15 protein-coding genes and 1 tRNA gene are annotated in these 14,374 nt (G+C 54.4%); 7 read left to right on the top strand and 9 right to left on the bottom strand.

What is annotated here, in order from left to right; genetic code table 11:
* Positions 1-297: 297 nt before the first annotated feature.
* On the top strand, positions 298-747 hold the full coding sequence (locus tag NIG5292_RS02645; RefSeq protein WP_048597813.1) for an MmcB family DNA repair protein: 450 nt from the start codon (positions 298-300) through the stop codon (positions 745-747).
* A 34-nt stretch (positions 748-781) separates the two neighbouring features.
* Here NIG5292_RS02645 and NIG5292_RS15020 read toward each other — a convergent pair whose 3' ends face one another.
* Positions 782-958, bottom strand: a complete 177-nt coding sequence (locus NIG5292_RS15020) for a DUF6324 family protein (protein WP_177193412.1) — start codon at positions 956-958, stop codon at positions 782-784.
* Between the two features lie 262 nt (positions 959-1,220).
* Here NIG5292_RS15020 and NIG5292_RS02650 point away from each other — a divergent pair, with 262 nt between their 5' ends.
* Positions 1,221-2,783, top strand: a complete 1,563-nt coding sequence (locus NIG5292_RS02650; RefSeq protein ID WP_048597814.1) for an asparagine synthetase B family protein — start codon at positions 1,221-1,223, stop codon at positions 2,781-2,783.
* 63 nt (positions 2,784-2,846) lie between these two features.
* Positions 2,847-2,923: transfer RNA gene (locus NIG5292_RS02655), tRNA-His, on the top strand.
* Positions 2,924-2,979: 56 nt separating this feature from the next.
* Here the strand turns inward: NIG5292_RS02655 and NIG5292_RS02660 are convergent.
* Entirely contained in the window at positions 2,980-3,279 is a 300-nt protein-coding gene (locus NIG5292_RS02660; protein WP_048597815.1) for a DUF6476 family protein, read from the bottom strand.
* On the opposite strand from NIG5292_RS02660, the gene NIG5292_RS02665 reads away from it, so the two are divergent.
* Positions 3,278-4,297 carry an RluA family pseudouridine synthase gene (locus NIG5292_RS02665; RefSeq protein WP_048597816.1) on the top strand — a complete coding sequence of 340 codons (1,020 nt, stop codon included), beginning with the start codon at positions 3,278-3,280 and terminating at the stop codon, positions 4,295-4,297. The two genes, NIG5292_RS02660 and NIG5292_RS02665, sit on opposite strands and share 2 nt — an antisense overlap.
* A 119-nt stretch (positions 4,298-4,416) precedes the next feature.
* Entirely contained in the window at positions 4,417-5,313 is an 897-nt protein-coding gene (gene rpoH / locus NIG5292_RS02670; RefSeq protein WP_048597817.1) for an RNA polymerase sigma factor RpoH, read from the top strand.
* Between the two features lie 92 nt (positions 5,314-5,405).
* Here rpoH and NIG5292_RS02675 read toward each other — a convergent pair whose 3' ends face one another.
* The 5 genes from NIG5292_RS02675 to NIG5292_RS02695 form a co-directional block, all read right to left on the bottom strand.
* Positions 5,406-6,170 carry a hydroxypyruvate isomerase family protein gene (locus NIG5292_RS02675; RefSeq protein ID WP_048597818.1) on the bottom strand — a complete coding sequence of 255 codons (765 nt, stop codon included), beginning with the start codon at positions 6,168-6,170 and terminating at the stop codon, positions 5,406-5,408.
* A complete protein-coding gene (ltnD, locus tag NIG5292_RS02680) occupies positions 6,167-7,066 on the bottom strand; it encodes an L-threonate dehydrogenase (protein ID WP_048597819.1) in 900 nt (299 codons plus the stop codon). Before ltnD ends, NIG5292_RS02675 begins: the two co-directional genes overlap by 4 nt.
* A gap of 1 nt (position 7,067) precedes the next feature.
* On the bottom strand, positions 7,068-8,867 hold the full coding sequence (locus NIG5292_RS02685; RefSeq protein WP_048597820.1) for a M3 family oligoendopeptidase: 1,800 nt from the start codon (positions 8,865-8,867) through the stop codon (positions 7,068-7,070).
* A gap of 92 nt (positions 8,868-8,959) precedes the next feature.
* The gene (locus tag NIG5292_RS02690) at positions 8,960-10,549 is read right to left on the bottom strand and encodes an ATP-dependent DNA ligase (protein WP_048597821.1); all 1,590 of its coding nucleotides are present in this window, start codon (positions 10,547-10,549) and stop codon (positions 8,960-8,962) included.
* Positions 10,549-11,586 (bottom strand): ligase-associated DNA damage response exonuclease, encoded by a 1,038-nt coding sequence (locus tag NIG5292_RS02695; protein WP_048597822.1) that lies wholly within the window; start codon positions 11,584-11,586, stop codon positions 10,549-10,551. The genes NIG5292_RS02690 and NIG5292_RS02695 overlap by 1 nt, the downstream gene beginning before the upstream one ends.
* Positions 11,587-11,675: 89 nt before the next feature.
* Here NIG5292_RS02695 and NIG5292_RS02700 point away from each other — a divergent pair, with 89 nt between their 5' ends.
* Complete coding sequence (locus NIG5292_RS02700; protein WP_048597823.1) at positions 11,676-12,434, top strand: HpcH/HpaI aldolase family protein; 759 nt, start codon at positions 11,676-11,678, stop codon at positions 12,432-12,434.
* Between the two features lie 6 nt (positions 12,435-12,440).
* Here NIG5292_RS02700 and NIG5292_RS02705 read toward each other — a convergent pair whose 3' ends face one another.
* Together NIG5292_RS02705 and NIG5292_RS02710 are read right to left on the bottom strand one after the other, a co-directional pair.
* Positions 12,441-13,379: an alpha/beta fold hydrolase gene (locus tag NIG5292_RS02705; protein ID WP_048597824.1), complete on the bottom strand. Its 939-nt coding sequence runs from the start codon at positions 13,377-13,379 to the stop codon at positions 12,441-12,443.
* 5 nt (positions 13,380-13,384) lie between these two features.
* Complete coding sequence (locus NIG5292_RS02710) at positions 13,385-13,675, bottom strand: SCP2 sterol-binding domain-containing protein (RefSeq protein WP_048597825.1); 291 nt, start codon at positions 13,673-13,675, stop codon at positions 13,385-13,387.
* Positions 13,676-13,832: 157 nt separating this feature from the next.
* On the opposite strand from NIG5292_RS02710, the gene NIG5292_RS02715 reads away from it, so the two are divergent.
* Positions 13,833-14,345: a tetratricopeptide repeat protein gene (locus NIG5292_RS02715; RefSeq protein WP_048598169.1), complete on the top strand. Its 513-nt coding sequence runs from the start codon at positions 13,833-13,835 to the stop codon at positions 14,343-14,345.
* The last annotated feature ends 29 nt before the right edge of the window (positions 14,346-14,374 follow it).

Raw genomic sequence — 14,374 nt, forward strand, 5'->3', positions numbered from 1 at the left:
CTGCACGCATTGCTAGGTTGGGACGTGGAAAATGGGTGGCGGGCCCGCAGCGACCGTTGGACGATTATTCCCGAGGACCTGTATATACAGGTGGGCGCCAGATAACGCGGCCAGGACCGTGACAGAGCCAGCTCCCTCGGATTTGCTTAAGGCCACTGGAATGTATCGACCAGCTTACGTGAAGAGCAGCACCCGCCACCGCATCACCTATGGCGCTTGGTAACGTCTGACAAGAGCGTTTGCAGGTTTGTTTGAGTTTCTCTTGCCTTTTGTTTCCGTTTTGTTCACTCTTTGCTTATGCAACATAATCCAACGCTACCTTTGCGCGCGGGCGATGTTCTGGCCCGCGGTGTGTGCCGGCATCTTCTGAGCCATAACTTTGTTTCTGTAACAGAACTTGTGCCGACGCGTGGACTGCGCGTTGATGTGATGGCGCTTGGGCCGAAGGGTGAGATCTGGATTATTGAGTGCAAATCCAGCCGCGAAGATTTTACCTCAGATCAGAAATGGCAGGGCTATCTTGAGTGGTGCGATCGATATTTTTGGGGGGTGGATGAGGCGTTCCCAACTGATCTTTTGCCAGATGAAACAGGTCTCATCATCGCTGACGGGTATGATGCAGAGATCATTCGAATGCCGGATGAAGTGCGGCTTGCCGGTGCGAGGCGAAAAGCGATGGTTCAAAAATTTGCCCGCCATGCAGCACTGCGTGCTCACGCGGCGCGCGATCCCGCCGCAACGCAATAACACTTTCAGAATGCCGTAAGCCATCGCAGATGCCTTAGCCGATAACTTTGGCTGCCGCCGTAATTTCTTCTGCAATTTCCAGCGCTTCTTCAGGTGTGAAATCCATCGGAATTTCAACGCCATTGGCCTCAACAAAAATACGCACCATGCCTTGATCGGTTGGGCCGATTTGCAAGTTGGCTTCGATGTCGCGCTCGCTATTGATCCCCATGGGTGCATCCTTTGCTATAACTGTTACGGCAATTACAGGGCAGGGCGCATCAAGACAAGGGGCTGTGGGCGTGGTCGGTTTTCCTTCACAGGCGATTCGTTTCTTGTTAGGCTTTCGAATGTATTTGTCCGTGTAAGAGACATTCAACGAGTGCGAGAGTAACGATGCCCCTACGGCCTATAATGAACCCAACTAAGAACCCGCATGTGGGGATTTTGGAACGTCTCGTCTATGCCGCGTCCTACAAAATTCGGGTGCGTTCATGACTGTCTACGCAGAGCATTTGATTGCGCAGCATGAGTTGAATTTTGGTAAGGTTTTCTCCCAGCAATACGTGCTGAGTAAAGAGGCCAGTTTTGCGGTGACTAGCTTTGCGCCTCACACCCTACAAAATGACTGGGTTCTTCACGTCGGGCGGGGCCTAGAAATGGCGCTGGCAACCGATAGGCGCGCAGGTATTTCTGTGGCCGTATTGGGACTTGCGGTGGATGCAAACGGATTTTTCATCGACACGCCGCATCTACAGTTGCTGTTGGACCGTGCAAAAAGCCCCGGCGCACTTGCTGATACGCTCGAGATGGCTGCGGGACGCTATATCTTTGTGATTACCGCGCCTGATTTCAACCGCGTCTACCTTGATCCAAGTGCGATGATCCCTGCCGTGTATAATCGTGAAACGGGGCGTGTTGCGGCCACACTTTATCTCGCCATTGATGATGCTCCGGTTATTGAGCGTGAGTATTCGCTTGCGGAAAATGCGGGTTCTGGTGGTGGTGCGCGCTTGGCGTTCGGGTATACGCCCGATGCCCGTGTGCGCCGTGTCATGGCCAACCATTACTTTGATCTTGATGCGCAACAAACTGTTCGGCACTGGCCAAAAGCGGATTGCGACTGGCGTATGGAGGTGACCGAGCACGGGATACGCGAACGGTTAGACCGCGTTGTGCAGCGCCATAAGCAAGTGATGAAGCCACTCATATCACGGCAAAGCCCCAGTATATTGCCCATTACAGGTGGTGCGGATTCACGTTTGTTGTTAGCTTTTGCGAAAGAACTTTGGGGCGATATTGATCTGTTTTGTGTGCACGCCAACAATGCCAATACCCGCCGTGATAGTGGCATCGCGGCCCAGCTCGCTGATATCGCGGGCCTTGATTTGGTGCGCTACAATCTGCGCAAAGACAAATCGCTGCAAAAACGCCCCAAGTTGATCCGGCGGGTAGATATTTCAGAACGGATTGCAGAGGGCATGATCGGTGATCCTGAGCCGCAGGGACCTTTGAAAATACTCGAGCGGCTTGCACTGCCCGCTGGTGGCGTCCTCATTCGCGGACAGGTGACATCCATTAGCAAAGCGGTGTGGTGGCGGCAGATTGGCATCAACGAATTCAAGCGGACACAAGGCACCGAACAATCCGCAAAGATTGGTGTGAAACTTTTGATGCTGAATAATCCGCCGATGACGTCGGACTCGTTTTATCTCGATCATTACGATGCATGGGTGCAGACAATTCCCACAGGTGCACGGTGCAGGGCGCTTGATTTGATGGGGTTGGAACATTTTTACTCACACGGCACTGGCCCGCTCTTCAGCGGTTTTTATCATAATTTTTATATGTCATCCAGTTGCGACCGGCTGATCATTGAAAACCTGTCGCAGATACCGCCGCAACTTCGGGCGGATTTTTATGTAAATGACCTTTTGATGGAGGCGACTGCGCCGGAATTGCGAGATGTTGAGTATACCCGCGCCATCGATAACGAGATACGCGTAAGGCGTGCGCCGCTTGCTGAAGCGATAGCACAGATCAAAGGCCCTCAATAATCGCGCATTTGCAGACAAAAGAGGCTTGCAATGCCGGTCGTGCTTTCGTAAGTCGAGCCTGTTGCCGCCTTAGCTCAGCTGGTTAGAGCGCTGGTTTGTGGTACCAGAGGTCGGTGGTTCGAACCCACCAGGCGGTACCATCCTTGGTATCAACCCACATAGTTAGAAGTGATTGCCGTGCCGGTGCTATATGGCGCTATTTCAGGGGTATGCGTTTGATCATCTGACCGGTGGTTCGGTTATACACCAAAATTTCGTTTTCTTCGGTCACAATCGCAAAAAATTCTGCTGTTTGGGTAAAGGCCGTAGCTGTAGCGCCATCCGGAAGTGTGATTGCGTCAGGGAACGTGACACGCGGGGCCTGTAAGCGCATGACAAGCAATGTAATGATCGTTATCAGGCCGATAATCATTGTGGCCGTCAACACGGTTACGAGCAATCTCAGGAACCTCAGGTTAGCGGGTTCTGGTACTTGATCCGGGGGATTTTGGTCCATGTCAGCCGTCACTTTTTCTATCGCGGAAGCCCCGCCGTCGCGCCTTGATAAGGCGTTGGCCCGCGATGTGCCAGTCACCGCGAACCTTTCACGCTCGCGGCTTGGCAAATTGATCGCACAAGGCGCGGTTGAGGTGGACGGGACTGTCGTGACAGACATCAAGGCACGCGCGGCCGAGGGGATGCAGATAAGCATCACTGTGCCCGAAGCCACCGAAAGCCATATGTTGCCAGAAGACATTCCGCTGAATGTGATCTTTGAAGATGATGATCTGATTGTGATCAACAAGCCTGCAGGCATGGTCGTACATCCCGCGCCAGGCACGCCGTCCGGCACGTTGGTCAATGCGTTGATGCACCACTGCGGGGAAAGCCTGTCCGGTGTGGGCGGTGAAAAGCGCCCCGGAATTGTCCACCGTATCGACAAAGACACATCGGGCATTTTGGTCGTCGCAAAGTCTGATCAGGCGCACCATGGGCTCGCGGCGCAATTTGAGGCCCATACAGTTGAGCGGTATTACCGCGCCGTCTGTTACGGTGTGCCGGATGCGAATGATCCCCGCCTGCGCGGTATTCGCGGTACGTCCTTTGAGCCAGGTAATATTCTGAAGCTTAACACCCATCTTGCCCGCCACAAAACGGACAGACAGCGTCAAGCCGTACTGTTTGACGGTGGGCGTCACGCTGTAACGCGCGCGCGATTGGTCGAACGTTTTGGCCAGCCCGAGACCCTCGCGCTTATTGAATGTTGGCTCGAAACCGGTCGGACGCACCAAATCCGCGTGCACATGGCCCATGCGGGTCATGGTCTGGTGGGGGATCCAACTTATGGTGGGCGGCGCAAACTGCCCCCCAAAGCGCTGAGTGCCGGTGCCCATGCGGCGGTGGCCGCGTTTAACCGACAGGCGTTACATGCGGCGGTTTTGGGGTTTGAGCATCCTGTTAGCGGCGAAATGATGCGTTTTGAGGCCCCGCTTCCGGAAGACATGGCAACGATGATCCAAGCGTTGCGCGGATAATTATTCTATTCATGAGTTGGTAACAGTTTCGCGAGGATACCCTTGCGGGGGCGCATTTGCGCACCCATATCTATGTCAACGCGGACACTTCCGCTGACTTTGACCACGAGGGGCTTACAATGGCGAACTACACAACTCTGCCTGCACCCACACCTGAGGGCGGGCTTAACCGTTACATGCAAGAAATCCGGAAGTTTCCAATGTTGGAGCCGGAGGAAGAATACATGCTGGCCAAGCGTTATTTGGACCATGACGACAGCGGCGCGGCCCATAAGCTTGTGACATCGCACCTGCGTTTGGCGGCAAAAATTGCCATGGGGTATCGCGGCTATGGCCTGCCGCAGGCGGAAGTAATTTCAGAGGCGAACGTGGGCCTGATGCAAGCTGTGAAGCGATTCGATCCTGAAAAAGGGTTCCGCCTGGCGACCTACGCGATGTGGTGGATCCGCGCGTCCATTCAGGAATACGTTCTGCGGTCATGGAGCCTTGTGAAGCTTGGTACGACATCCGCACAGAAGAAATTGTTCTTCAACTTGCGCAAAGCCAAGAAGAAGATTGGTGCGCTTGAGGATGGTGATCTGCGTCCCGAAAACGTCGCACGGATCGCACAGGAGCTCAGCGTGACAGAGGACGAAGTCGTGTCCATGAACCGCCGTTTGTCGGGTGGAGATGCATCGCTAAACGCGATGGTATCTAACGACGGTGAAGGCGCGATGGAGTGGCAAGACTGGCTTGAAGATGAAGATGCAACCCAAGCGGATGACTACGCTGAAAAGGACGAGTTGGATACGCGCCGTGCGCTTTTGAGTGAGGCGATGGTGGTGCTGAACGATCGCGAGAAAGATATCCTGACGCAGCGCCGTTTGGCCGAAAAGCCAGTCACGCTTGAAGATTTGAGCGGTCAGTATTCTGTGAGCCGTGAGCGGATCAGGCAGATTGAAGTGCGCGCGTTTGAGAAGTTGCAAAACAAAATGCGCGAACTTGCCGGTGCCAAAGGTTTGCTGGAAGAGGCGTGAGCCAGAGCAAAACGTATGATTTGAAGCGAAGTAATGTGTTGATTATCCCCGTCAGTGCCTCCGGCGGGGATATTTTTTAACAAAAGAAGAGTTTAGGATTTGTATTTTGTAAGCCAGTCAAGTGTGGGTGGCGTTGGACCATTGGGCTTATATTCTGCACCAAGCGGGGCGGCGTAACCTAGTGACTTCAAATGCGCGAAGATGTGGTCATATGACAGCTCTCCGCGATCCGGTGTGCTGCGATCCGGCACAGAAGCAAACTGAATATGGCCAATGATGCTTTGCAGCTTTGTAAGGCGGTTGGTGATATCACCTTCCATCAGTTGCACATGATAGCAGTCAAACATCAGCTTTAGATTTGGCGCACCCACTTCAGTGATGATTTGCTGTGCTTGGGATGTGGTTGACAGAAAATATCCCGGTGCATCGTAGTGATTAAGCGGTTCAATTACGATCCCAATGCCGTGCGGGGCAGCTTTTGCGCAGGCGTATGTCAGGTTTTCACAAAATACATCGTGCGCCTCAACGCCTTGGGCAAACCCCGCCATTGCATGGATATTTGCAGTGCCGGTGATGTGTGCGTACTCAATCGCTTGGTCGATCGCCACGCGTGCCTCGGTCATTCGGTTGGGCAGGGCGTTTAGGCCGTTTTCCCCCTTTGAAAGATCACCGCGGATAGTGTTGAGGCCCAGCATGTTGAGCCCCGTGTCTGTCAATGCCAGCGCGACATCTTCTGCTGGTGTGTCGTATGGCCAGTGGCATTCGACCGCATCAAAGCCGGCTACTTTGGCGGCGCGGATGGCATCCGTCAGGGGCAACTCGCTCCATAAAAAGCCAAGGTTGGCCGAAAACTTCACGAGGGCGTTCCGCTTGGCAGGTTTAGCCCCGCTTGGGCGGCGTAGACTTTTGCGACGGCTGCATCGTCTTCAAGACCCAAACCTGCTTCAACTGCTTTGGCGTATTGTGCCAGCGCAGTTTTGGTAATGGGGGCGTCAAAAGCTGCCTGATCCGCAATATCCAGAACAATGCCGAGGTCTTTGGGCCAGATGTTAACCGATGAGCGCGGCTTGTAATCGCCGTCTGCAATATGAGGCGCGCGGTTTTCCAGCATCCAAGACGTGCCAGCACATTTTGAGATAACATCGATGAACGACGTAGGGCTAACACCTTGGGTCATGCCGAAGGTGATGGCTTCGGCCATGGCTGCAATATGAACGCCCGCCAACATCTGGTTCACGGCTTTCATGGCTGATCCCGCACCGGCTTCATAACCCAATGGAAAAACCGTTTCCGCAATGCTGTCCATGACGTCTTTCGCGCCCTCAAATGCATCTGCGCTGCCTGATGCCATGACAGAAAGCGCGCCATTTGCGGCTTTTACGGCCCCACCTGAAATTGGCGCGTCCAAATAATGCAGGCCGAGCGATTGAGCGCGGGCTTCCATGTCGCGCGCAAATTCTGGTGGCACAGTTGCGCAAGCAATGACGGTAGCACCTTTGCGCATTTGCGCAGCGATACCGTTTTGGCCGAACAGAACATCCTCTGTTTGCGCCGCGTTCAGAACAACCAACACTGCCACATCAATGTCAGCGTAATCGGGCAGGCTTGCCTGACCGCCTTCCGCGATGAATTTGGCTGTGGTGGCCTCAACGACGTCACGCCCCCACACTTTGTGACCACCGCGCAGGGCAGATTGCGCGATGCCGTATCCCATTGAGCCAAGGCCGATTACGGCAACATTCTTGGGGCTCATATTAGGCGTCCTCCATCGCTTCAAGTTCGTCGATCATTGCGCTGATCATCGACAGGCCCTTGTCCCAAAACGCCGGATCGGATGCATCAAGGCCAAATGGGGCAAGCAATTCTTTGTGGTGCTTTGACCCGCCCGCGCGCAGCATATCGAAGTATTTATCCTGAAACTCTGCGCCGCTTTCCTCAAAGACCGCATAGAGTGCGTTCACAAGGCCGTCGCCGAAGGCGTATGCATAGACGTAGAATGGCGAGTGAACAAAGTGCGGAATATAGGCCCAAAATGTCTCGTAGCCGTCTTGGAACTCAAACACGGGGCCAAGCGAGGCCGCTTGCACGGACATCCAAAGTGCGTTGATGTCATCTGGCGTCAATTCGCCTTCGGCGCGTGCAGCGTGCAGCTTGCACTCAAAATCGTAGAACGCAATTTGGCGCACAACCGTGTTGATCATGTCTTCGACTTTGCCCGCCAGCAAGGTTTTGCGCTCGGCTTGGGTTTTCGCCGCGTCTAGCAATTTACGGAACGTGAGCATTTCGCCGAACACAGAGGCAGTCTCGGCCAAAGTAAGCGGGGTCGAGGATAGTAGCTCGCCTTGCTCTGCAGCAAGTACTTGGTGAACACCGTGACCCAGTTCATGGGCGAGCGTCATGACATCGCGCGGTTTGCCAAGGTAGTTCAGCATCACATAGGGGTGCGCATCAGTAACCGTTGGGTGAGCAAAAGCACCGGGTGCCTTGCCTGCTTTCACAGCCGCATCAATCCAGCCTTTTGTAAAGAACGGCTCAGCCAGATCGGCCATACGCGGATCAAAATCAGCATAGGCTTCCATAACGGTCCGCTGAGCTGTTTCCCAGTTTACCGGTGTTAGATCATCCTGGGGCAGGGGCGCGTTTCGGTCCCATGTTTGCATTTTCTCAAGCCCAAGCCACTTGGCTTTCAAGGCATAGTAGCGGTGGCTCAACTTGGGATAGGCGGCAACAACCGCATCGCGAAGCGCTTCCACCACTTCGGGCTCTACGTGGTTTGACAGATGGCGTCCGGTTTGCGGCGTTTCCATTCCGCGCCACTTATCCTCGACCGATTTTTCTTTGGCCAATGTGTTGTGGATGCGCGCGAAGGTGCGGATGTTTTTGTCAAATACGCGGGCAAGCTCGCGGGAGGCCGCTTCTCGTTTTGCGCCGTTGGGGTCAGTTAGCAGGTTCAACGCGCTTTCGATGTTGACGGTTTCGCCCTCAATTTCGAATTCCAAACCTGCGATGGTTTCATCAAACAAGCGGTTCCATGCGGCAGCGCCCACAACGGACTGATCATGTAGAAACTTCTCCAACTCGTCTGACAGCTGGTAGGGCTTCATCGCGCGCATGCGGTCAAAGACTGGTTTATAGCGTGCCAAGTCAGCGTTTTGTGCAAGTAAGCCCGCAAGATGCGCATCATCAAGGCGGTTAAACTCAAGACCATAAAACACCAGCGGTGTGGTAAAGTTGGTGATGTTGTCTTGGCAGTTTGACATAAACTGCGCGCGCTCACCGTCTGTGGTGTTTTGGTAGTAGCGCAGTCCGGCGAACGACATGATGCGGCCTGCGATCATGTCGATTTTTTCATAGCGACGCACGGCATTTAGCAATTCAACTGCGCTTAAGCCAGCCAACTTGCCCTCATAGTTTGCGGCGAAATCAGCGCATTCGGCTTCGAGCCAAGCCATGTCTGTGTGCAACTGATCCGCGTCAGAGCTTTCATAGAGATCAGACAAATCCCAGTTGGGTAGGTCACCGAAATCGGTTTGGGTCGTTGGTGCATCAAGCATGTCGGTGTCCTTTTGTGATTTGTTATGGCGAACTTATGGCCGCAGGGGGCGGGTTGAAAGAGCACGCAGATGGAATTTTGAAAAAACAAAGCCTATCCGAATTGGCGCAGCATTTCTTGAAGGTCCTCAAGTGTGTTGATCTCGTCCAGCGGCTTGTCTTGGCGCCACCGCAGCATGCGCGGAAAGCGAAGCGCGATCCCCGATTTATGGCGCGGCGAGGCTTGGATGCCTTCAAAAGCGATCTCAAACACATGCTGTGGTGTGACTTGGCGCACAGGTCCAAAACGTTGCAATGTGTTCTTCTTGACCCATGACGTGATCTGTTTGAATTCCGCATCCGTCAGGCCCGAATAGGCTTTGGTGAAAGGCACCAATTCGTTGCCGCTTTTGACCGCAAATGTGTAGTCCGTAAACAAGGTGGCGCGGCGCCCGTGACCCGCTTGGGCATAGATCATCACAGCATCAATCGTGAGCGGGTCGACTTTCCATTTCCACCAATCGCCTTTTTTGCGCCCTGCCAGATATGGGCTGGAAAGACGTTTCAGCATCAACCCTTCCGCATTCACCTCTCGCGCAGTTTCACGTGCCTCTGCCAGCGTATCCCAAGAAGTTGCAGGTACCTGTTTGGACAGTGCAATTGGCAAGTCGGTTGGCAGATTTTCAATCAAGCTTGCGAGTAAATGCCGCCGCTCTGACAGAGGTTTTTCGCGGATATCAGTGCCGTGCCATTCAAGCAGATCATAGGCTTGCAAAATTACGGGTGCCTCGATCAGCATCTTTTTGGGCACCGTTTTGCGACCAATCCGTTTTTGCAAAACGTTGAACGACAAAGGTACGCCGTCTTGAAAAGCGAGGACTTCACCGTCGATAACAGTACCGTCGGGAAGAAAATCGCGCAGCTGTGCAAATTCTGGAAAGCGGTCTGTCATCAACTCTTCCCCGCGCGACCACAGATGATGTGCACCGCCGCGTTTGATGAGTTGCCCTCGGATGCCGTCCCACTTTAGCTCGGCGCACCAATTACTTACGGGCCCAAGCTGATCTATGTCATCAACGCCGTGGGCCAAGTAAAACGGGTAGGGTTTGGATAAATCTGCCTCGGGGTCGTCTTGCAGAACGAGTTGGTCAAATGTGATGCTGTCAGGTGTCCAACTGCCCATTAACTTGTGGGTAAGGGCGGCTTCATCTTGGTCAGTGCATTGCGCAAGTGCGCGTGTCACCAGCTTTTGTGATACGCCAACCCGGAAACCGCCCGTCAGTAGTTTGTTAAACAAAAAGCGTTCAGTCGTGTTGAGCCGGTCCCACGCGTCCAGAATGATTTTCTTGCGGGCAGCCTCTTCTTGGGGGGCGATCGATTGTACGGTTTTGATCCAATGGGTCAGCGGTTGATCGTCGTGTTGCCGTGCTGGGGGAAGAACAAGGGCGATGGTTTCCGCCAAGTCGCCCACGATCGGGTAGCACTCCTCAAAAAGCCAAAGGGGGATGCCCGCAAGTTCTGCGGCCCATTCCCGCAGCAGGGTTGTTGTGACTGCACGTTTGGGGCGACGCCCTGAAAAAAGGGCGATGCACCAGAGTTTGTCGCTGTCTGAGGCGGCCTCGAAAAACGCACGCAGGGCTGCCACTTTGCTTGTGGTTTTGGTGGTCTGGTCAAGCGTGGTGAAAAGCGTCGCGAAATCCCGCATTAGACTGCCGCACCCGCGTCTTGAGTATCCTGTTGCGGGGCGTCGCTGTCATCTGCCTCATCACCGCCGTAGTCTGTGCTGACCACATGGGCATCATAGCCTTGGTCGCGCAGCCACTTGGTGAACACGGAGGTATAGCCGTGTGTGACGAAAATGCGCTCGGCTCCTGTTTCGGCGATGGCGCTGTTCAGTTCGGTCCAATCAGCGTGGTCAGATATGATGAAACCCCTTTCGGCGGCGCGGCGGCGCTTGACCCCGCGAAGGGCCATCCAGCCGCTTGCGAAGGCTTGTGATTGGGGGCCGAATTTCTTGGACCATGGGCCAAACGCCGAAGGGGGGCAGATGACCAATGCGCTCGGGTATTTCTTTAGACCCGTCTCAGCTGTGACACGCACCGTGTCGGGCAGGTGCAATCCTTGGGCGCGCAGAATGTCGTTGGTGTTTTCGATTGAGGCATGGGTCAAGATCGGCCCGATTGAGGCGTCAACGCAGGACATCAAACGCTGCGCTTTGCCTAACGCATAGGCCCCAAGAATTGACGCCTTGCCTTCCGCGCGGTTTGCGGTCCACCACGTATTGATCTGATCCGCCACCACTTGTTGCGGCTGCCATTTAAAGATGGGCAGCCCAAATGTGCTTTCAGTAATAAAAGCATGGCAGCGTACAGGCTCAAAGGGTTCTGAAAAGCCGTCATTCGTTGTCTTGTAATCCCCCGAGGCGACCCAAACTTCGCCGGCCACTTCTACCCTTATCTGGGCAGACCCGGGTACGTGTCCTGCGGGATGAAAGCTGACTCTCGCGTCGCCAATTTGTACGGTCTCTGCGTAATTCACTGTGTCAATCGACACATCCCCTAGCCTGTGTTGCATCACCGGAGCAGCGGCTTTGGTGGCCAGATAGCTGCCCATGCCCCAACGTGCGTGATCCGAGTGCCCATGGGTGATCAATGCGCGCTCAACACGGCCCCAAGGGTCAATATAAAAGTCGCCCGCCGGACAGTAGATGCCCTTATCGGTAAAAGTTAGCACGTTGCTCATGGCCTAAAGTGTAGTGCGGGTTGCGCAGGGTGCAATTTGTGTATTTGTCTGTTGGCAGATTTACCTAATTCAACGCGGAGAGCCGACACATGGGCATTGCAGATTTCAAACAAAGAATGGCGTCTGGCGCGCCCTTGGCGGGCACTTTCTTGAAAACCGCAAGCCACGAGTTGGTCGAGATTTTTGCGCGCTCAGAGTTGGATTTTATCTGTCTTGATGCAGAGCATGCACCGTTTGATCGCGCACGGATGGATGCCTGCGTGGCCGTATCCCGCGCGTTGGATTTCCCGGTGTTGGTGCGTGTGGCCGACGGCAGTGCCAAAGAGATTTTACAAGCGCTTGATATGGGCGCAACGGGCATCGTTTGCCCCCATGTGGACAGCGTGCAAAAAGCGCAAGAGTTGGCGAAGAATTGTCACTTTGGCTTGGGTGGCCGCGGATTTGCCGGATCAACCCGCTGGGCGGGATTTGCAACGCGACCCATGCCCGAGGTATTGGCGCAGACAGATCAAACCGTTGTGATTGCCCAAATCGAAGAACCCGCCGGTGTGGAAGACATTGAAGGCATTGCGTCAGTTGAGGGCGTTGACGGTATCTTTATTGGTCCGGCAGATTTATCTGTGGGCTACGGCTATAACCACCAAACAAGTGATGAACTTTTTGCGGCGTTTGAACGTTGCGGCGCCGCTGCTAAAGCCAATGGCAAAACCTATATGAGCTGGGTCCCAAACGGTGCCAAGGCGAAAGAGTGGTCAAAATACGGGATGAGCATGTTCTTCATCGGGTCCGAGCACAGCTGGATGCTGCGGGGCGCAAACGCAGATGCGGCAGGCGTGCACGAAATTTAAGCGGCGCTATCTGTTGGCGTCGAAGTGATCAGCGCAGGCCGCAAGGAAAGCGGTGCGCGTTGCTTCGACTTCCATCAAAACTTCATGCTCGCCCTCTGCGTATTCAATCAACTTTCCGTTAGGCCAGTTGGCCATGCGGTGATGAATGCGGGATGGGTCAACGATCTTTTCGACGTCCCCAAGTCCGCAAATGGTTGGCACGGCGGGGCTGGGCATCTTTGATAGGGTGCGCATTTCGCGCAGTGCCTCGTTCAGCCAAGCAAGTGTCGGTCCACCCAAAGCAATTTCAGGAATACCTGCGAGGTGGCTGCGCATATACGCGTACATCTCAGGGTCGCGGGTCAACTTGTTTTCATCAAAGCTGTTGGCTGTCACGACAGGCTCAGCGCTGGTGCCGGGGGCAAGCATCGTGCGCAGGGGCGTGGGTTTCAGCAGGCTTGAGATAACCCAAGCAAGGGGACGCAAATGCGTGGCAAGCTCAATCCCCCACATCGGCGCAGAAAAAGCAGCCGCCTTTACATCAAGCCCGTTCATTAAGGCGCGCAACCCGATGCAGCCCCCCATTGAGTGTCCGATCAAATAATAGGGTTTTGGCAGGTTCAGGTCTTCTACGGCTTTAAGGAACGCCCGAACATCGCGCTGATAGTCGGAGAATTTCTCAACGTGGCCTTTTAGCCGATCGTCGATAAGGCGGTCTGCAAGACCTTGGCCGCGCCAGTCAACGCTTGCCACAGCATAACCGCGCGCGGCAAATGAAACTGCGGTCAGCCCGTATTTTTCGATATACTCCGTACGCCCGGGAAACAGCAAAACTGTTCCTTGGTGGGCGTTTTCTGTGCCCCAATGGCCCACGCGAATACGAACGCCATCATCTGTGTGGGTCCAAAACGCACCGCCGCCATATGGCCCCAGAGCCAAATCATTATGGAACGGTGCGCTTTTCATGTCGTTCAGCCCAATACGGACGACAGGGCCATTGCCTTGCCCATGTCCCCATCCACGCTTAGCTTGCCTGTCATGAAGGCAGCGGTGGGGTTCAGGGATCCGTCGAGGATGGATTTGAATGTGTCTGTATCTGCAGTCAGGGTCACATCTGCGTTGTCATCGGCGGCCCGTGCGCCATCGGCGTCGATTATGATCGCGCCTTCACCTTCGATCACAAATTTCGCGATACCTGCAAAGCCGTCTCCCCCCATTTTTTCGTTCAGGGCTGCTACTGCGATTTCGATTACGTCACTCATCTTGAGGCTCCTTAAGTCAAATATTGCCCCAAAGACCGGTGATCGCAGGCAGGTTGCCAAGTTTGATCTAGCCAACGGGGGGCTGTGCGCTAAACTCAACTTCATGGGAGAGCATAGAAGACGCAACCACTTATCTGCTGTGACGTTAGGTTCATTTTTGGGCCTTCAACTCTTTGTCGCAAACATTGCAATGGCGGGGCCTGCAGCAGAAATTGTTGATCGGCTCAAGAACGCCACACCTGACAGTTATGCCGTGATTGAACGTGAGCTGGAAAATGCGTGGTCGCGCTCAGGCTCTGCAAGCGCTGATCTGTTATTGCAGCGGGGGCGCAACGCGATGGAGGCGGGTGAGTTCAAAGTGGCAATCGGACATCTAACTGCACTTGTTGATCATGCGCCAGAATTTGCAGAAGGCTGGAATGCGCGGGCAACTGCGTATTTCAACCTTGAAATGTATGGCCCCGCTCTTGATGACATCAGACAGGCACTTGTCCTGAACCCGAACCATTACAAAGCCATGAGCGGTTTTGGCATCATCCTTGAGCGAAGCGGCAATTTGCAGGCGGCACTGGATGCTTTTCGCAAGGCGGCCTCTATACATCCAAACCGCGAGGACATAGCAACAGCCATAGAGCGACTTGAGCGCGAAGTGGGCGGCCAGCAGGCCTGACGGCGGCAGGTTCAAAGCAACATCTGAGG

This window comes from Nereida ignava (assembly GCF_001049735.1).
In the GTDB taxonomy this organism is placed as follows: Bacteria; Pseudomonadota; Alphaproteobacteria; order Rhodobacterales; family Rhodobacteraceae; genus Nereida; species Nereida ignava.